This window comes from Bordetella ansorpii (genome assembly GCF_900078315.1).
Classification (GTDB): Bacteria; Pseudomonadota; Gammaproteobacteria; order Burkholderiales; family Burkholderiaceae_B; genus Bordetella; species Bordetella ansorpii.
On record NZ_FKBS01000025.1, the window covers coordinates 520,959 to 539,336 of the forward strand.

General features: G+C 64.4%; 16 protein-coding genes and 1 CRISPR repeat array. Of the genes, 3 read left to right on the forward strand and 13 right to left on the reverse strand.

Annotation, left to right across the window (positions count from 1 at the left end):
- Window positions 1–43 precede the first annotated feature (43 nt).
- The 3 genes from A7W11_RS19980 to A7W11_RS19990 form a co-directional block, all read right to left on the reverse strand.
- Window positions 44–733: a nucleotidyl transferase AbiEii/AbiGii toxin family protein gene (locus tag A7W11_RS19980; RefSeq protein ID WP_066417821.1), complete on the reverse strand. Its 690-nt coding sequence runs from the start codon at window positions 731–733 to the stop codon at window positions 44–46.
- Window positions 730–1,227 (reverse strand): helix-turn-helix domain-containing protein, encoded by a 498-nt coding sequence (locus tag A7W11_RS19985; protein WP_066417824.1) that lies wholly within the window; start codon window positions 1,225–1,227, stop codon window positions 730–732. The genes A7W11_RS19980 and A7W11_RS19985 overlap by 4 nt, the downstream gene beginning before the upstream one ends.
- 179 nt (window positions 1,228–1,406) lie before the next feature.
- Window positions 1,407–3,021: a CRISPR direct-repeat array (repeat unit 29 nt; unit sequence CGGTTCATCCCCGCATACGCGGGGAACAC).
- Window positions 3,022–3,143: 122 nt separating this feature from the next.
- On the reverse strand, window positions 3,144–4,022 hold the full coding sequence (locus tag A7W11_RS19990) for an NAD(P)-dependent oxidoreductase (RefSeq protein WP_066417828.1): 879 nt from the start codon (window positions 4,020–4,022) through the stop codon (window positions 3,144–3,146).
- Window positions 4,023–4,326: 304 nt separating this feature from the next.
- Between A7W11_RS19990 and A7W11_RS19995 the strand changes: the two genes are divergently transcribed.
- On the forward strand, window positions 4,327–5,538 hold the full coding sequence (locus tag A7W11_RS19995; protein WP_066417831.1) for an MFS transporter: 1,212 nt from the start codon (window positions 4,327–4,329) through the stop codon (window positions 5,536–5,538).
- 38 nt (window positions 5,539–5,576) lie between these two features.
- Here the strand turns inward: A7W11_RS19995 and A7W11_RS20000 are convergent, their stop codons facing one another.
- Both A7W11_RS20000 and A7W11_RS20005 read right to left on the reverse strand, forming a co-directional pair.
- A complete protein-coding gene (locus A7W11_RS20000) occupies window positions 5,577–6,659 on the reverse strand; it encodes a TauD/TfdA family dioxygenase (protein WP_066417834.1) in 1,083 nt (360 codons plus the stop codon).
- Between the two features lie 45 nt (window positions 6,660–6,704).
- Window positions 6,705–7,967 (reverse strand): CaiB/BaiF CoA transferase family protein, encoded by a 1,263-nt coding sequence (locus A7W11_RS20005; protein WP_066417839.1) that lies wholly within the window; start codon window positions 7,965–7,967, stop codon window positions 6,705–6,707.
- A 100-nt stretch (window positions 7,968–8,067) separates the two neighbouring features.
- On the opposite strand from A7W11_RS20005, the gene A7W11_RS20010 reads away from it, so the two are divergent.
- Complete coding sequence (locus A7W11_RS20010; RefSeq protein ID WP_066417840.1) at window positions 8,068–8,814, forward strand: IclR family transcriptional regulator; 747 nt, start codon at window positions 8,068–8,070, stop codon at window positions 8,812–8,814.
- 59 nt (window positions 8,815–8,873) lie between these two features.
- On the opposite strand, the gene A7W11_RS20015 is transcribed toward A7W11_RS20010, so the two are convergent.
- The 8 genes from A7W11_RS20015 to A7W11_RS20050 all read right to left on the reverse strand — a co-directional run bounded on the left by A7W11_RS20015 (window position 8,874) and on the right by A7W11_RS20050 (window position 17,320).
- The gene (locus tag A7W11_RS20015) at window positions 8,874–9,860 is read right to left on the reverse strand and encodes a Bug family tripartite tricarboxylate transporter substrate binding protein (RefSeq protein ID WP_162270293.1); all 987 of its coding nucleotides are present in this window, start codon (window positions 9,858–9,860) and stop codon (window positions 8,874–8,876) included.
- 265 nt (window positions 9,861–10,125) lie between these two features.
- On the reverse strand, window positions 10,126–10,464 hold the full coding sequence (gene cyoD / locus A7W11_RS20020; protein WP_066417842.1) for a cytochrome o ubiquinol oxidase subunit IV: 339 nt from the start codon (window positions 10,462–10,464) through the stop codon (window positions 10,126–10,128).
- On the reverse strand, window positions 10,464–11,084 hold the full coding sequence (cyoC, locus tag A7W11_RS20025) for a cytochrome o ubiquinol oxidase subunit III (RefSeq protein ID WP_066417844.1): 621 nt from the start codon (window positions 11,082–11,084) through the stop codon (window positions 10,464–10,466). Before cyoC ends, cyoD begins: the two co-directional genes overlap by 1 nt.
- Before the next feature lie 3 nt (window positions 11,085–11,087).
- On the reverse strand, window positions 11,088–13,070 hold the full coding sequence (cyoB, locus tag A7W11_RS20030; RefSeq protein WP_066417847.1) for a cytochrome o ubiquinol oxidase subunit I: 1,983 nt from the start codon (window positions 13,068–13,070) through the stop codon (window positions 11,088–11,090).
- Between the two features lie 9 nt (window positions 13,071–13,079).
- Window positions 13,080–13,994 carry a ubiquinol oxidase subunit II gene (gene cyoA, locus A7W11_RS20035; protein WP_066417853.1) on the reverse strand — a complete coding sequence of 305 codons (915 nt, stop codon included), beginning with the start codon at window positions 13,992–13,994 and terminating at the stop codon, window positions 13,080–13,082.
- 282 nt (window positions 13,995–14,276) lie between these two features.
- Window positions 14,277–14,831 carry a response regulator transcription factor gene (locus tag A7W11_RS20040; protein WP_066417864.1) on the reverse strand — a complete coding sequence of 185 codons (555 nt, stop codon included), beginning with the start codon at window positions 14,829–14,831 and terminating at the stop codon, window positions 14,277–14,279.
- Window positions 14,828–16,030, reverse strand: coding sequence for a sensor histidine kinase (locus A7W11_RS20045; RefSeq protein WP_066417867.1), 1,203 nt, complete (start codon window positions 16,028–16,030; stop codon window positions 14,828–14,830). Before A7W11_RS20045 ends, A7W11_RS20040 begins: the two co-directional genes overlap by 4 nt.
- 120 nt (window positions 16,031–16,150) lie before the next feature.
- Window positions 16,151–17,320 (reverse strand): mandelate racemase/muconate lactonizing enzyme family protein, encoded by a 1,170-nt coding sequence (locus A7W11_RS20050; RefSeq protein WP_066417870.1) that lies wholly within the window; start codon window positions 17,318–17,320, stop codon window positions 16,151–16,153.
- Between the two features lie 130 nt (window positions 17,321–17,450).
- On the opposite strand from A7W11_RS20050, the gene A7W11_RS20055 reads away from it, so the two are divergent.
- Window positions 17,451–18,359, forward strand: coding sequence for a LysR family transcriptional regulator (locus tag A7W11_RS20055; protein ID WP_066417872.1), 909 nt, complete (start codon window positions 17,451–17,453; stop codon window positions 18,357–18,359).
- The last annotated feature ends 19 nt before the right edge of the window (window positions 18,360–18,378 follow it).

The window sequence follows — 18,378 nt, forward strand, 5'->3', positions numbered from 1 at the left end:
CATTTGCATGAAGGATGCTTGGGAGATTTTCTTTTGCTGCCGGCTAGCGTTTGCCGATATCGCTGGGCAACGAGGAAAGAAACGACTCGGCCAGCCTCGCGCAGTACTCGAGGCTAGGCGAAAACTGCCTCGTGTCAATCGCCTCGAATTGGGCCCGAAGACGATCGGATGGATGTAGAACCTTCTCGAGAAATACGTCGCGGTGACGTGTCAAGAATGAACCGGCCAGACGTAACTCGTCGGGCTCTCGTTCGATCACCAAGGCCAGATCGTAAAGATCGCGAGCCGTTGCTGAATGACCTCGGTGGTACATCTTCTTCGCCACGATTTCAGCCGATCGCTCAACGCGTACGCGCCGGCCATCGATGTCCCACCACTCCCATGCATCTTCAAGCAGATTGGGAGATGCCACGAAATCAACTTCGCCTTCGGCGAAGTACAGCTTCAAGGAGCCGTGATCTTCAAGATAGTCGGAAGTACGCTCTGCGGCTTTATCGCTCAGCCTGGGGGTGAGATATCCCAGATACTGCGGGTCAGCGACAAAGATATCGATATCTTTGCTAGCGCGATGGTCGTGCCGAAACATCAACACAGTCCCGCCGCCAAGCGTCCAGTAGGGGTCTGGCAATCCGTGAACGGCCAAGTCGTCAAGCAGAACCGTCGCATGCGCCCAAAGCGCGCACCAAGGTCCTATCGGCAGGTCAACGGAAAGTATGTCGGACTTGCCGTTCATGCCAATGCCTTCCGCCGAGACAAGTCGAATTGCTTGGCCAGCATTGAAATGTTCTTCCACACCCGCTTGGGCGGTGTGTGACTCTTCTCGGCTGCCTCCTCGACTGCCGTGACAATCAGAGGGAGGGGAGCCTCATCAAGCAGGTGCGCCACGTGAGCGATGAACTTTCGCGGTACCTCACCTGTTGCAAGCGCAGTTATGAGGGTGGGTACGTCCAATTCGTCCTTGTAGCTGACACTGGCGGTCTTGGCGGCCATAAACAACCCGTTCTGTCGACCGAGCACTCGTTGGACCGGGGTCGAGGGCACCAAGCCAATGACGTTGAGAATTTGCGCAACTCGGTTGTAGCCCAGGTCTGCGAGCGTGCCATTCTCCAGTCCCGAGACGGTGCTCAGGGCCAAATCGCTTAGATGCGCCAACCGTGCCTGTGAAAGGCCAAGAGCCTCGCGACGGCGGCGAATCGCCTGTCCTACGGAAGCAAGGTCGTTGTACATAGGAAGAATTTATGACCGAAATTTTGGTCATTTTATCGCTTTGGCCGACTAGATCAAGGAAACCGGTAATTTGCCTCGTAGATTGACAGGAAGTCGTTCAGCCTCTTTCTGAGTGCGTAACTTCATCTTCGCATACGCGGGGAGCACTCGATCCAGACGATGTCCACGCTCTCGAACGACGGTTCATCCCCGCATACGCGAGGAACACTCGGTATATGCCTACTGCCCTGCGGGGTCGACCGGTTCATCCCCGCATACGCGGGGAACACATCTTGCAAACGTCCGGCGCGAAGGCGTCGTTCGGTTCATCCCCGCATACGCGGGGAACACTCATGGCTGCAAATCCCGTTCGGAAAAAGAGACGGTTCATCCCCGCATACGCGGGGAACACGATCATTGGCAATCCCGGTGACGGCGCGTCTCCGGTTCATCCCCGCATACGCGGGGAACACGTCTGCTTCCATCGTCAGGGCCGGGGCTCCATCGGTTCATCCCCGCATACGCGGGGAACACGGCATAGCCCTGCCGAAGATGTACGAGTTGGGCGGTTCATCCCCGCATACGCGGGGAACACATCGAGCAGGGCCACCTGTCGCCGTACCTGGGCGGTTCATCCCCGCATACGCGGGGAACACACGGACACCAGGCTGATTTCGTAGGGTTCCCACGGTTCATCCCCGCATACGCGGGGAACACAGGCGCACGCTGGAGAACAACGCCTTTCCCTACGGTTCATCCCCGCATACGCGGGGAACACGTGGGACCCAGGATCGTACTGAAGCATCGTGACGGTTCATCCCCGCATACGCGGGGAACACGCCGACGTGTGGCACGGCGTGGACGGGCCAGGCGGTTCATCCCCGCATACGCGGGGAACACCAGCGCATCAGGGTCGGCGGGATCGGTCGCGGCGGTTCATCCCCGCATACGCGGGGAACACATGGCCTCGATCTCCTCGTCGCTCGGCCCGGCCGGTTCATCCCCGCATACGCGGGGAACACAGCTGAAGGCCGACCTGTGGCGCCAGGCGATGCGGTTCATCCCCGCATACGCGGGGAACACCGTCGTCATCAGAATTTCTCTCTGTGCGCCGCCGGTTCATCCCCGCATACGCGGGGAACACGCATCCTCGGCCTGTTCTCGTGTCGCCTGCGTCGGTTCATCCCCGCATACGCGGGGAACACCTTGGCCATTTTCTTGGCAATCTTGGGGTTCGCGGTTCATCCCCGCATACGCGGGGAACACCGATGCAAGCGCCAGCACGTACTGGCGCACGTCGGTTCATCCCCGCATACGCGGGGAACACGAATACCCATCCGAGCGCACGGTGCGCACCGTCGGTTCATCCCCGCATACGCGGGGAACACGCGCTGGCGGTTGCCGGCCTGCTGCTGTGGATCGGTTCATCCCCGCATACGCGGGGAACACCAGGACCTGGCGCCTACCGCGCCGATCACCACCGGTTCATCCCCGCATACGCGGGGAACACGCCGCAGCCGCCAATGCGTCGGCGTGGCCCGCCGGTTCATCCCCGCATACGCGGGGAACACTGCAGACCAAGCGCCGCCATGAGGTGGCACACCGGTTCATCCCCGCATACGCGGGGAACACATGGTGCTATCCGCCCGTTCAATCTCAACGGGCGGTTCATCCCCGCATACGCGGGGAACACCCGGTATCCATTTGCTCGAACGCGCTCCGGCGCGGTTCATCCCCGCATACGCGGGGAACACGGCTCGGCGCCGACGATGTAGAACCATGTGGCCGGTTCATCCCCGCATACGCGGGGAACACTCTTAGCATAACCCACTGTTTAATAAGCGAATTTCCGGACACAAAAAATCTACCGATTTTTCCTGCCAAAATTTGGCAGCATCAACCGCCTATCAGGCAGCTCTTCACAAAGAGAAAAACCCTCAGACCTCCCGCCCCGCCCTGCGCTGCGCCACCTTCCCCAACGCCGCCAGATCTTTCTCCCCATCCCCATGCGCAACCGCCTCGATCAGGCTGTCGCGCACGACACTCCCCATCGGCAACGGCGTATTCACCGCTTCCCCTGCCGCCAGCGCCAGCCGCACGTCCTTCAACCCCAACCGGGCCTTGAACAGCGCGGGCTCATAGCGCCCTTCGGTAATCATCTTCCCGTACCCCTGATACACAGGCCCGGGCAGGATGCTGCTGGTGATCAGCTCGTGAAACAACGCCGCATCCGAGCCATGCCCAGACACCAGCGCAGCAGCCTCGCCGAAGGTTTCGATCGCACACGCCAACATGAAATTCGCGGCCAGCTTGTAGACGTTCGCATGCTCGGCGGTCTCGCCGATGCGCCAGGTTTTCTGTCCCAGCACGTCCAGCAACGGCTGCACGCGGTCGATCGCGGCCCCCGGGCCCGCCGCCACGATGTTCAGTTTGCCGGCCTCGGCCACGTCGGGGCGGCCCAGCACCGGCGCGGCCACATAAGCCACGCCGCGATCCGTATGGCAACGCGCCAGCTCGGCCGCCAGTTCCACCGAGATGGTCGCCATGTTCACGTGCACCACGTCGTCCGGCACCGAATCCAGCACACCGCTGTCGAGCAACACGGCGCGCGCAGCCACGTCGTCGGCCAGCACCGAGAGCACGGCATCGCCGCTGAAAGCCTCCCGCACGCTGTCCACGATAACCGCCCCCTGCTGCGTCAGCGGACGCGCGCGCTCGGCGTTGCGGTTCCAGACACGTACCGTGTGGCCCGCGGCCAGCAGCCGCCGCACCATCACCGCGCCCATGGAACCCGTGCCGATAAAACCGATGTTCATGATTCGAATCTCCTATGCATGCGCCGATGGTGCGGGTGTGGACTGACATGGGCCTGAACGCGCGTCCCTGCCAGGCACGCGCGCTCGGACTATCCGGCCGTACCCCAGATGACCAGTAACCGCCCCGCCATAGTCGCCAAGCCCTGGCAGGCGGAACGATCTCTATACCGGACTTTTGCCGACGAAGTTTTGATGCAGTGCAAAAAAAGCAGAATCAGGCAAAAAGACGCCCCCTCGCGGCGGCATAATGACGGCATGCGGCCTCGTTGGCCCATGTCGCGCATCAACTCGAAGGATCCCCCGAATGACTCCCCCCGCTTCCCGGCACGTGCAGCCGGGCCTGGTGCTGTTCGCGCTGGCCGTCGGCGGCTTCGCCATCGGCACGACCGAATTCGCCTCGATGAGCCTGCTGCCTTATTTTGCGCAGAGCCTGGGCATCGACGCCCCCACCGCCGGGCACGTCATCAGCGCCTACGCGCTGGGCGTGGTGGTCGGCGCGCCGCTGCTGGCCGTGCTGGGCGCCAAGCTGCCGCGCCGCACGCTGCTGGTGCTGCTGATGGGCATGTTCGCCATCGGCAACGGCCTGAGCGCCCTCGCCCCCGATTATCACTGGATGCTGTTCTTCCGCTTCATCAGCGGGCTGCCGCATGGCGCTTATTTCGGTATTGCCGCGCTGGTGGCCAGTTCGCTGGTGCCCGAGAACAAGCGCACGCTGGCCGTGGGCCGGGTATTCCTGGGCCTGACGGTGGCCACCATCGTCGGCGTGCCGATGGCCAGCTTCCTGGGCCAGGCAGTGGGCTGGCGCTGGAGCTTCGCGCTGGTGTCCGTGTTGGCCGTGACGACGATGACACTGGTGCGCCTGTATGCGCCGAACACGCCGCCCGATGCCAACGCCAGCCCGCTGCGTGAATTGGGCGCGCTCAAGCGCGGCCAGGTCTGGCTGACGCTGGGCATCGGCGCCATCGGCTTCGGCGGCATCTTCTCGGTCTACACGTACCTGGCGGACACGATGGCTGCAGTCACGCAGGTTTCGCCGTCCACCATTCCCATCGTCTTCAGCATCTTCGGCGTGGGCATGACCTTCGGCAGCATCGTCGTGCCGATGTTCGCGGACCGCGCGCTGATGCGCACGGCCGGCGCCGTGCTGGTGTTCAGCGCCGTGTCGCTGGCCCTGTTCCCCTTCATGGCGGGCAACATCTGGACGCTGTCGCTGTCGATCTTCCTGATCGGCTGTGGCGGCTCGCTGGGCACGGTGCTGCAGACCCGCCTGATGGATGTCGCGGAAGACGCGCAAGGGCTGGCCGCGGCGCTGAACCACTCGGCCTTCAACACGGCCAATGCGCTCGGGCCGTACCTGGGCGGTCTGGCCATCGCGGCCGGCTTCGGCTGGGTCTCCACCGGCTGGGTGGGCTGCGCGCTGGCGCTGGGCGGCCTGGCGCTGTGGGCCGTGTCGGTCTCGGTCGACCGCGACAGCACGCGCCGCCAGCAGACGCTGGCAACCGACGCGGCAAACTGATTCCGCGCCCCCTGTCTGCCGCGACGCCGGCAGAGGGCTTACTCCACCATTTCGTTATGCGCGCCGTCCAGCAGCTTCTGATAATGGATGGATGGCATCTCGCCATAAGGCTGGCGATACTGGCTCCACAGCCGGCGGTCCTCCGCCGTATGGAAGATCTGCTTCTGCGGCATGGCGGGCCACGTGGGCACCTCGAACCACAGGCGCAGTAGATGGCGGCGATCCGCCAGCTCTTTCGCATCCTGGTAGTCGGTGCGGCCGTGCACCATCATGCGGTTGTTCAGGAACTGGATGTCGCCTTCCTTGAAACCCATGTCCAGGTACAACTCGGGCGACGCCGCCACCTTGCGCACGCGGTACAGGGCCTCGGACTCTTCCGGCGTGAAGGGACACTGGCCGCTCTTCTCGGCCAGACGCGCATATCCGGTGGGCAGATAGCAGGTAACCTCGCCATTCTCCTCGTGGAAGAACGGCACGCGATCCGGGCTGAACGTGCGCGTGGCGCGGCGGCCGTCCTCATCGGTGCGCTTCAGGAACAGGCCGTCGGCCAGCAGCTTCAACTGTTCGGGATACTGCTCGGCCATTACGTTGTGCACGGCCAGTGCGCTGGAGATGCGGCTTTCCCCGCCCGAGATCGCGGACTTCAGGCACATCAGGCCGATGATGTCGCACGAGTCCGTGTGCATCAACTGGCCCCCGCCCTTGCGGTAGCCGCGCGACTTGGGCTCGTAGTCGCTGACGTCCATGACGTGGCCCAGGATGTCGCCCAGGTACGACTGCGTCATCGGCTTGCCGAGGTAGGCGCCCAGGCCGAAGTAGATGCGCGTCATGTCGTCATCGGAATACTGCTGGCGCGGCAGGCCGCGCAGCATCAGGAAGCCGCGGCCGGTGCGCAGCCGCACCGGCAGGCTTTCCATCAGCGCGCCCACCTTGTCCAGCGGAAAGGTCTCGCGCGTGATCTGCGGGAAGTCCAGGTTGCCCAGGCTCAGCAGATGCTTCAACGCCAGGTCGATCTCGCGCAGTTCGCCGTCCGACAGGACGTGCAGGCCCTCGCGGGTCCAGTCGATGTCGGGGCCTTTCCAGGCGCCCGGACTGTCGATATGTTTGCCGATCATGCTCATGGTTTGCTCCTCCGATGCTTGTGTGTCGCCAATGGCTGACAGATCTCAGGCCGGCTGCGCGGCGTCGGCCGCGACGACCACGCCTTCGGCCACCAATTGCCGGTAACGCTGTTCGCCCACCAGCGGCAGCAGGCAGGCTTCGTTGTGCTCGCCCTTGCGGGGCGCGGGACGGTAGAAATTACCCGGCGTGACCGACAGCCGCGGCGTGACGTTGTGCATGGGCACGCTGCCCAGCTCGTGGTCGTCCAGTTCGACCAGGCTTTCGCGCTGCGCGACGTACTCGTCTTCAAGCAGCGCAGCCGCGTCGTAGACCGGCCCGACGGTGACGTCGGCTGCCTCGAACAGCGCCAGATTCTCCTGCAGGCTGCGCTGCCCGATGAAGCTGGCGACGATGCCGTCGACTTCCTCAAGATGCCGCAGCCGCGCCGAGTTGCTGCAATAGCGCGGATCGCCATTCATGTCGCCGCGGCCGATGGTGTCGAACAGGCGCGCGGCCATGCTTTGCGTGGACGTGGACACGCACAGCCACTGCCCGTCCGACGTGCGATAGGTGTTGCGCGGACAACTGGTGCTGGAGCGGCTGCCGGTGCGCGCCTTCACCTTGCCGGTGATGCGGAAGTTGGCCGCCTGCGGCCCCAGCACCGAGATGGTCGGCTCGAACAGCGACAGGTCGATCACCTGCCCTTGCCCGCCATTGACGCGCACTTCCCACAACGCGGTCATCACCGCGCTGGCGCCGTACAGGCCGGCGGTCATGTCGCCCAGGAACATGGGCGGCAGCACGGGTTCGCGGTCGCCGAAACCGTTCATTGCCGCAAAGCCCGAATAACCCTCGACCAGCGTGCCGAAGCCCGGCTTGCGGCGGTACGGCCCGGTCTGCCCCCAGCCCGAAATGCGCACGATGACCAGGCCGGGATTGGTCTCGTGCAGCACGCCGGGCGCCATGCCCATCTCTTCCAGCACGCCGGGCCGGAAGCTTTCGACCAGCACGTCGGCGGTGCGCAGCATCTGGCGGATGAGATCGATGGCGGCGGGTTGGCGGAACTCGAGGCAGATGCTTTTCTTGTTGCGCGCATAGACCTTCCAGAAGGCCTCCACGCCCGCAGTCTGAAAGGCGCGCAGCGTGTCGCCGGCACGCGGTTCGACCTTGACGACGTCCGCGCCGAAGTCGGCCAGTTGCATCGTCAGCATGTTGCCCGCCACCAGGCGCGAAAGATCCACCACCTTCAAACCGGTCAGCGGACCGTGGGCGGTGGCGTCGAATTGCCTGCGCGGCAGGCCCGTGTCTCGATTCGTTTTTGTCTGCATGGAATCAGTCTATCCTGAAAATAGACATGATGTCTATTTTTGAAGAACCTTACAATGTGCCGCCGCGCCGGCCCTGTCCGGTGCATTCGCGGGAGTACACATGGCTGCAAAAGAAGACCCCGGCGTCGCGTCGGTCAACCGGGCGTTGTCGATCCTGATGGCCTTCCAGGACAGCGTCGAAGGCATGACGCTGACCGATCTGATGAACGCGACGGGGCTGTACCACAGCACCATCCTGCGCATCTGCGAATCGCTGGAGCATTTCGGTTTCATCAAGCGGCTGGACGACAACCGCTTCATGCTGGGACCTGCCCCGTTCTACCTGGGCATGTTCTATCAAGAGTCGTTCCGGCTCTGGGACTACGCCGCTCCCGTGCTGCGCGACCTGGTGCGCCAGACCAAGGAAACCGCCGCCATCTATGTGCGCGAAGGCGACCGCCGCATCTGCCTGCACCGCATGACGCAACCGCGCTCGGTGATCATGCATGTGCGCGAAGGCGAACAGGTCGAGCTGGAGAAAGGCGCGGCCGGCAAGGTGCTGCTGGCCTTCAACGGCGAACAAGGCGAGGTCTACGACCGCATCCGCGAGGCCGGCTACGCGGTCTCGCTGTCCGAACGCCGCAGCGAAACCGCGGCCATCTCGTGCCCCGTGTTCGGCGTGCGCCAGCAGGTGGTGTGCGCCATCTCGCTGGGAGTGCCGCTGTTCCGTTTCGACAAGAAGGTGTTCGAACAAGCCCTGCCCCTGGTCATGGAAGCGGGCCGGCAGCTGACCCGGGACCTGGGAGGCGACGTCTCGTCGTTCGAGGCGCCGTACCGCAGGCTGGAAGGCCTGGTGCTGCCGGACTGATCCCCGGGGCCGGTTCACCCGGCCGCGCATGGCCCTGCCGGGTGGACCGGCCGCCGCGTCTACTCGCTGGCCACGATGTGACGATCGGCCGCCAGCTTGCGCCATTGGGCCAACTGCTCGTTGGTATAGGCGGTGAAAGCCTTCGGATCCATATCGGTCGGCTCGGTGGCCTCGCGGGCAAACAGCGCCTGCATCTCGGGCGTATGGCTGGCTTCGCGGATGGCGGCGTTCAGCTTGGCCACCACCGGCGCCGGCGTGCCGGCCGGCGCATACATGCCCCACCACACGTCCACCGAATAGCCCGGCACCGATTCCGCGATGGTGGGCAGGTCGGGGAAAAACTTCGAACGCTCGGGCGAGGTCACGGCCAACGCGCGGATGTCCTTGGACGCCAGCGGGCCGCTGACCGATGCCGGCGTGGTGATCATGGTTTCCAGGCGGCCGCCGATCATGTCGGTCACGGCGTTGGTAATGCCCTTGTACGGCACGTGGACCATCTCGGCGCCGGTCTGGGCGTTGAGCAGCTCCGTGCTCATCTGGCCGATGGAGCCGATGCCGGCCGAGCCGTAGTTCAACTTGCCGCGATTTGCCTTGGCATAGTCGATCACCTGCTTGGCGCTGGTGTACGGCGTGGACTTGCCCACCACCAGCACCATGGCGCCGCGCGCCACCAGGGCCACCGGCGCGAACGCCTTGGTGGCGTCATAGGGCATCTTGGGCTCCGTGGCCGCCTTGGTGGCGAAAGACACCGAACTGAACAGCAGGGTCGAGCCGTCCGGCTTGGCGCGCGCCACCTCGGACGCACCGATCACGCCGCCCGCCCCAGGCTTGTTCTCGACCACGACATTGACGCCCAACAGGCGCGACATGCGTTCGCCCAGCGCACGGCCGAACACATCGTTGCTGGCGCCGGGCGAGAACGGCACCACGATGCGGATCAGCTCGGGCAGTTTGACGCCGTCGGCCGAGCCGGGCGCGGCCGACACGACCGCGGGAATGGCCAGGGCGGCCAACGTACACGCGACATGGCGCAGGATGGTTTTCATCGTCTCCTCCATTTTTAGACATGATGTCTATTTTGTGGGGGCAGTATAGGCACAGCTTTTCGGCGCTGTCGAGACGAGGTCGATCCATGCCGCAGGCACCCTCATAGGGAGGCGATGCGAATTTCTAGGGGTAAATACTGACGCCTGGGCGGGTTCACCGGCTGTACGAGGCGCCTTTCAGTGTCAACAGGCCCTAAGCAAAAAGCCCCGCACCATCGCTGGTGCAGGGCTTTCGTGATCGAACCTTCCGATCGGGATGCGCGGCTTACATGCCCGGCATCATGTTCGCGTTCATGTTGTGCAGCACCCAGAGGGAGCCGATCACGATGATGGCGATGATCTTGACCGTGAAGATGAAGGTCAGCGTGTTGTCACGCTCGGAACGGCCCATGTGCATGAAAAACACCAGTTGGACCAGCAGTTGCGCCACGGCCAGGACGATCAGGCCGGGAACGATGACCGAGTGCGAGAAGTTGCCCGTCATGACCAGGCCGAACGAGCCGAAGGTCAGCAGGATGGACAGGATGAAGCCGACGACGTACTGCTTCATGCTGCCGTGCGCGTGGGCTGCGCCGTGATGATCGGCTGCGGTATGAGACGACATCAAAGGGCTCCAAACAGGTAGATGAAGGTGAACACGCAGATCCAGATGATGTCCAGGAAGTGCCAGAACAGGCTCAGGCACTGCAGGCGGCGCGTGTTGAACGGGTCCAGGCCCTGGCGGCTGATCATGTGCATCATGATGAGGATCCAGATCAGGCCGAACGTGACGTGCAGGCCGTGCGTGCCGATCAGGACGAAGAACGCCGACAGGAAGGCGCTGCGGCCGGGGCCGTAGCCCTCGGTGATCAGGTGATGGAATTCCCAGACTTCCATCGCCACGAAGCCCACGCCGAACAGGAAGGTGATGGCCAGCCAGGCTTGCACCTTGGCGACCTTGCCCGCCTGCATGTTCAGCATGGCCACGCCGAACGTGAAGCTGGAGATCAGCAGCAGCATCGTTTCGACCAGCACGAAGGACAGGTCGAACAGTTCCTTGCCATCAGGGCCGCCGGCGGTGGCCTTGGACAGCACGGCGAAGGTAGCGAACAGCACCGAGAAGATCAGGCAGTCGCTCATCAGGTAGATCCAGAAACCGAAGGTGGTCTTGGATCCGTCGTCGTGATGCGCGTGGTCGCCGTGGCCGTGGGCCACGTCGTGATTGAGAGTAGTCGCTTGCGTCATGGCTCAGGCAGCCTGCTGTTGCTGTTTGCGCTCGTAATGCGCGTTCTCGATGGCCTCGACTTGCTTGGCCGGCACGTAGTAATCGATGTCGCGGCTATAGGCACGCACGACGAACGAGGCGATCATGCCGACCAGGCCGACAATGGCCATCCACCAGATGTGCCAGATCAAACCGAAGCACATCGCCAGGCCGAAGGCACCCATGTAGACGCCCGTGCCGGTGTTGCGCGGCATGTGGATGTCCGTGTAGGGACGCTGCGGACGGCCGGTGCGGCCGGCTTCCTTGTCTTCCCAGAACTGGTCCAGGTGCTCGACCTGCGGCTCGTGGGCGAAGTTGTAGAACGGCGCGGGCGACGAGATCGACCACTCGAGCGTACGGCCGCCCCAGGGATCGCCCGTCAGGTCGCGGTTCTTTTCGCGGTCGCGGATGCTGACGGCAATTTGCAGCAGCAGGAAACCGATACCGGCGGCGACGAACACGGCGCCGACCCAGGCCACGATCAGGTAGGGCTGCCACTCGGGGTTGTCGTAGTGGTTCAGGCGGCGGGTCATGCCCTTGAAGCCCAGGATGTACAGGGGCATGAAGGCCAGGTAGAAGCCGATCAGCCAGCACCAGAACGAGTACTTGCCCAGGCGCTCGTTCAGCTTGAAGCCGAAGGCCTTGGGGAACCAGTACGTCATGGCGGCGATACAACCGAACACCACGCCGCCGATGATGACGTTGTGGAAGTGGGCGATCAGGAACAGGCTGTTGTGCAGCACGAACGACACGGCGGGGATGGCCATCATCACGCCGGTCATGCCGCCGATGACGAAGGTGACCATGAAGCCGATGGTCCAGATGACGGGGGTGGTCATCTGCACGCGGCCGCGGTACATGGTGAACAGCCAGTTGAAGATCTTCGCGCCGGTCGGGATCGAGATGATCATCGTGGCGATGCCGAAGAACGCGTTGACGTTCGCGCCCGAGCCCATCGTGAAGAAGTGGTGCAGCCAGACCAGGAACGACAGCACGCCGATACACGCCGTGGCGTACACCATCGACTTGTAGCCGAACAGCGGCTTGCGCGAGAACGTGGCGATGATTTCCGAGAACGCGCCAAAGCACGGCAGGATCAGGATGTACACCTCGGGGTGGCCCCAGATCCAGATCAGGTTCACGTACATCATGGCGTTGCCGCCACCGTCGTTCGTGAAGAAGTGCGTGCCCAGGTAGCGGTCGCCGGTCAGCAGGGCCAGCGTGGCGGCCAGCACCGGGAAGGCGGCGACGATCAGGATGTTGGTGACCAGCGCGGTCCAGGTGAACACCGGCATCTTCATCAGCGACATGCCAGGGGCGCGCATGCGCAGGATGGTCACGATGAAGTTGATGCCGGACAGTGTCGTTCCCAACCCTGATATCTGCAGCGCCCAGATGTAGTAGTCCATCCCGACGCTGGGGCTGTAGTCCAGGCCCGACAGCGGCGGATAGGCCAGCCAGCCGGTGGCCGAGAACTCGCCCACGAACAGCGACAGCATCATCAGCACGACGCCGGCGGCGAACAGCCAGAAGCTCAGCGAGTTCAGGAAGGGATAGGCCACGTCACGGGCGCCGATCTGCAGCGGCACGATGACGTTCATCAGGCCCGTGATGAAGGGCATCGCCATGAAGAAGATCATGATGACGCCGTGGGCCGTGAAGATCTGGTCGTAGTGGTGCGGCGGCAGGAAGCCCGGCGAGTCGCCCGAGGCGACGGCCAGTTGCGTGCGCATCATGATGGCGTCGGCGAAGCCGCGCAGCAGCATGACCAGCGCCACGATGATGTACATGATGCCGATGCGCTTGTGGTCGACCGTGGTGAACCATTCGGTCCACAGGTAGTTCCACTTGCGGAAATACGTGATGGCGCCAAACATGGCGAGGCCGCCCAGCATGACTGCCGCCAGGGTGACCATGACGATCGGTTCGTGGTACGGAACCGATTCGAGGGTAAGTTTGCCGAACATGATTTGAAATTACTCCGAGGCGGCTGCGACCAGGTTCTTGGACGTGGGCGTGCAGAACGGCGAGTCGACCCCGGCGATCTTGGCCATGGTGGTATTCAGGATGAAATCGAACATCGCCGGCGGCGCGCTCGAGAAATAGGCGACCGGCGTGTGCTCGCTGGGCTTGGACAGCTCGGCGTACTTCTCGTTGGTCAGTTCGGTGCCGGTGGATTTTGCCTTGGCAACCCACTCTTCGAAGCCTTGCTCGGAGGTGGCGTGGGCCTTGAAGCGCATGCCCGAGAAACCGCCGCCGCTGTAGTTCGACGACAGGCCGGCGTACGTGCCTTCCTCGCGGGCGATCAGGTGCAGCTTGGTGGTCATGCCGGCCATCGAGTAGATCATGCTGCCCAGTTGCGGAATGAAGAACGCGTTCATCACCGAGCCGGACGTGATGCGGAACTCGACGGGGCGATCGACCGGGAAGGCGATTTCGTTGACGGTGGCGATGTTCTGCTCGGGGTAGATGAACAGCCACTTCCAGTCGAGGGACACCACTTCGATGGTGACCGGCTTCTTGTCGGACTCCAGCGGACGGTAGGGGTCCAGCGCGTGCGAGCTCTGCCAGGTCAGCACGGCCAGGATGGCCACGATGATGCAGGGCACGGTCCAGACGACGATCTCGATGCCGGTGGAGTGCGACCACTTCGGCGAGTAGGTCGCCTTGGTGTTGGTGGAACGGTACTTGTAGGCGAACCAGAGGGTCATGATGATGACCGGCACGACGACCAGCAGCATCAGGCCCGTGGCGGTCAGCAGGAGGGTTTTCTCCTGCATCCCGATGTCCCCTTTCGGGTTCAGAATTTCCATGGAACAGCCGCCCAGCAGCAGGACGGCGCCGACGGCAAGCGCGCGTGCGGCAGTGGAGGCGTAAAGGGGGAGTTTCACGGGCGGCCCTGAGGACGATAAGGGTGCTGCCTTGCAGCAAAGCCGGGATGGTAGCCCGCTCGGCGGCTGCGCACATGCGACAGAAAGTCGCAGTTGCCCGATCACAACGGCACCACTTTGGTGCATTAAAGGGACATAAGCCTAGGGAAACCCCGCAGCGGCCATTTCAAGGGGGTGCGACAAAAGGTCGCACCTTTTTTTCCGCTGAATTGTCACAGGTCAGGGAAATGGCAAACCGGGGAAGGCCGCGCCTGACGATGATCCGGGGGATATACCCACGACTCAGTCGTGGGGTACGGCGTCGCGCTCGGGGCCGGGCTTCTTGGCCAGCTTGCGCTGCAGCGAACGACGGTGCATGCCGAGCAGCCGGGCGGCTGCCGAGACATTGCCATTGGTTTCCGACAACGCCTGATGGATGTGCTCCCATTCTAGGCGGTGCAGCGGCGTCATGGCGCTTTCAATCGTAACGTTCTGCGGCTCCAGCAGCCCCAGGGTGCGCAGGATCATCGGCGCGGTGGCCGGCTTGGGCAGATAGTCGTCGGCGCCGCGCTTGATGGCCTCGACCGCCGTGGCCACGCTGGCGTAGCCGGTGACCAGCAGGATGCGCATGTCCTCGCGCAGCGCGCGCAACGGACGGATCAGCGTCAGGCCGGAATCCTCGCCCAGCCGCAGGTCGACCAGAGCAAATTCGGGACGCATCTCTTCGGCCACGCGCAGGGCTTCTCCCACGCTGCAGGCGATGCGGGTTTCCAGGCCGTGGCGCGCCAGGCTGCGCTGCAACGTGCGCAGGTACAGTTCGTCGTCGTCGATGAGAAGGCCGGGGCCGGACGGGTTCATGCAGGACTTTCCAGGGGTAAATCGAAACGGATACGGGTGCCTCCCCCTTCAGCCGCGGTCAGGGTCATCTCGCCGCCCAGTTGTTCCACGGTTGCGTGAGAGAGCGCCAGGCCCACGCCCAGTCCTTGCGGCTTGCCGCTATGGAACAGGCCGGTGGCCGGCAACAGGGGCCGGTCGGGGTCGATGCCCAATCCGTGGTCGCGAACTTCGCCGCGCAACGCGCCCCCCTGATACTCCAAGTGTAATTCGACACGCGGATCGCCGACTTCCTCGCCGGCGTCGGCGGCATTGTTCAGCAGCGCCTGCAGCAGATGGGCGATGGACGGTTCGACCCGCAGCGACGCGGGCAGCGTGCCGGTGCGGCTCAGTTCGATGGTGGGCCGCACCAGCTTCCACTGGCTGACCACCCGCACCAGATCGACCTGCGTGGGCACGGCCAGATTGCGGATGCGCTCGCGGCACAGGGCCAGCAACTGGCGCAGCGTGGCCACGTCGCTCTGCATCTCGTCGCCCTGCGCCTGCACGGCGATTTCGTCGGCCAGCAGCGTCATGGTGGCCAGCGGGGTGTTCAGGTCATGCGCCATGGCCGCCGCGTGCGTGGCCAGCGCCACGATGCCCTCGTTGCGCGTGAAGCGCTCGCGCAGCGCCGCCAGTTCGCGTTCGCGGGCGCGCACGCCGCCGGCCAGCCGCGTCAGGAAATAGAACACCAGGCCGGCCGAGATCAGGAAATTCGCGGCGATGCCCCACAGCAGCAGCAGGTGCTGGTCGTGGGGACTGTCCAGCGGCTGCCCGAACACCGCCGACACGCCGTAGCCCGCCAGGCTGGCCAGCGCGGCGGCGAAGGCCCAGCGTGGCGGCAATGCCAGCGCGGCCAGCGCGATCATCACCAGGAACAGCAGGCCGAAGGGATTGTGGATGCCGCCGCTCCAGCCCACCATCCAGGCCAGCACCGCGATGTCGATCAACAGGTGGAAGAAGGCCACGCCCGGCGACAGCTCTTCGCTGCGCGGCGGCAGCAGCGTGGCGTACAGATTGAAGATGACGAGGAACAGCACGCCGCCCCACAGGGGCGCGAGCGGCAGCGACACGTCGAGCACCGTGCTGGCCACCAGCACGGTCGCGGCCTGCCCGGCGATGGCGACCCAGCGCAGGCTGCACAGCGTGCGCAGGAAGGAATTGGCGGAACTACCGGACGACATGGGGGGACGGGAACGGGGTCGGGACGCTTATCGGGCTCGACCGGCCATTGTATGGCGAATCCCGGCCGCCGCCGGGACGCAGTTCCATCCCGATCAGGAGGAGCCGCCCCGCTTCGCGCCTTATCGCTCGGTCAGCGCGCGCATCTCGGCGTACAGGTCGGCCTTGCCCTCGAAGCCGATGCCGGGCAGTTCGGGCAGGCGCACGATGCTGTTCTCCACCTTCACGCCGTCCGGGAAACCGCCGTAGGGCTGGAACAGATCGGGGTACGACTCGTTGCCGCCCAGCCCCAGGCCGGCCGCGATGGCCAGCGACATCTGGTGGCCGCCGTGCGGCACGCAACGCGACGGCGACCAGCCGTTTTCTTTCAGCATGTCCAGCGTGCGCAGGTATTCCACCAGGCCATAGCTGAGCGCGCAGTCGAACTGCAGCCAGTCGCGGTCGGCGCGCATGCCGCCGTAGCGGATCAGGTTGCGGGCGTCCTGCATCGAGAACAGGTTCTCGCCCGTGGCCATGGGCTTGTCGTAGTGGTTGGCCAGCTCGGCCTGCAGTTCGTAGTCCAGCGGATCGCCGGCTTCCTCGTACCAGAAGAGGTCGTACTGCGACAGTTCGCGGGCATAGGCGATGGCGGTCTTCAGGTCGAAGCGGCCGTTGGCATCCACGCACAGGCGCTGGCCCGGCCCCAGCAGCTTCAGCACGGCTTCGATGCGTTTGCAGTCTTCGGCCAGCGAGGCGCCGCCGATCTTCTTCTTCACCACCGAATAGCCGCGATCCAGGTAGCTCTGCATTTCGCGCTGCAGGCCTTCGATGCCCTGCCCCGGCCAGTAGTAGCCGCCGGCGGCGTAGACGAACACGTCGCGGTTGGGCTTGCCGTCGCCGTAGCGCTCGGCCAGCAACTGGTACAGCGGCTTGTTCTCGATCTTGGCCACGGCATCCCACACGGCCATGTCGATGGTGCCCACCGCCACCGAGCGCTCGCCGTGGCCGCCGGGCTTCTCGTTCATCATCATGGTGTCCCAGATCCTGTGCGGATCCAGGTTGTTGCCGCTGCCGTCCAGCAGGCTTTCCGGCGCGGCTTCCAGCACGCGCGGACGGAAGCGCTCGCGGATCAGCGCGCCCTGGCCGTAGCGGCCGTTGGAGTTGAAACCGTAGCCGATCACCGGCTTGCCGTCGCGCACCACGTCGGTCACCACGGCGACCAGGCTGAGCGTCATCTTCGAGAAGTCGATGTACGCGTTGCGGATGTTGGACTTGATGGGGCGGGTGGATTCGACGATGTCGACGATCTTCATGGTGTGCGTGTCCTGGTGTCGGGAAAAACCGGGCGGGGCCGGCCGGTGAGGCTGGTGTGTATAGTGGCCGATCGGCAGGCGGACGGCCAATGCCGCTTTTCTCTACTTCCATGCTTTGCGCGCATAGACCATGAATCTCTCCTGGCTGGAAGACTTCCTGGCCCTGGCGGCCACCGGCAGTTTCTCCCGCGCCGCCGAGGCGCGCCACATGACCCAGCCCGCCTTCAGCCGGCGCATCCGCGCGCTGGAGGAATGGCTGGGCGTGGTGCTGGTGGACCGTGGCACGCATCCCGCCACCCTGACCGAGACCGGCGCGTGGTTCCGCAACGTCGCGCGCGAGATCCTGACCCGGGTCGAACGCGTGCCGGACGAGGCGCGGGCGGTGGATGCGGCCACGTCGGCAACGCTGCGCTTCGCCGCCACGCATGCGCTGTCGCTGCATTTCATGCCGCAATGGCTGCGCAGCCTGGAGTCGCGTACCTCTGTCGGGCCGATTCAACTGGCGTCGGACGTGCTGCAGCAATGCGAAAGCTGGATGCAGAACGGGCGCGTGCAGTTCCTGCTGAGCCACGCGCACGCGGATGCGCCGGGGCGCCTGTCGCCGCAGGAGTATCCGTCGGTGCAGGTAGGGGCCGACGTGCTGATGCCGGTGTGCGTGCCGGGCCGCGGGGGGAAGCCGAAGTGGAACCTGGCCGCCAGCAAGCGTGTGGCGCCGTTGCCGATCCTGGCGTACAGCGCGGAATCCGGGTTGGGGCGAATGGTACGCACGTTATGCGCCGAGGAGATGGATCAGTCCGGGGGCAAGCCGGTGTTTACGGCGCATCTGGCGACCGTATTGAAAAGCATGGCGCTGGATGGGCGTGGAATCGCCTGGTTGCCCCGAAGCTTGATCGAGGATGAACTCAACACGGCACGCCTGGTGCCGGCGGGCTCCTGTGGATTGCACATCCCGCTAGAAATACGGCTGTACCGGCGAGCCGCCCCTGAGACAGCGGCGGCGGAGGCATTCTGGTTGGCGGCCTGCCTCGCCCGCGCCTGAAAGCGCCACGGCCGTTGCG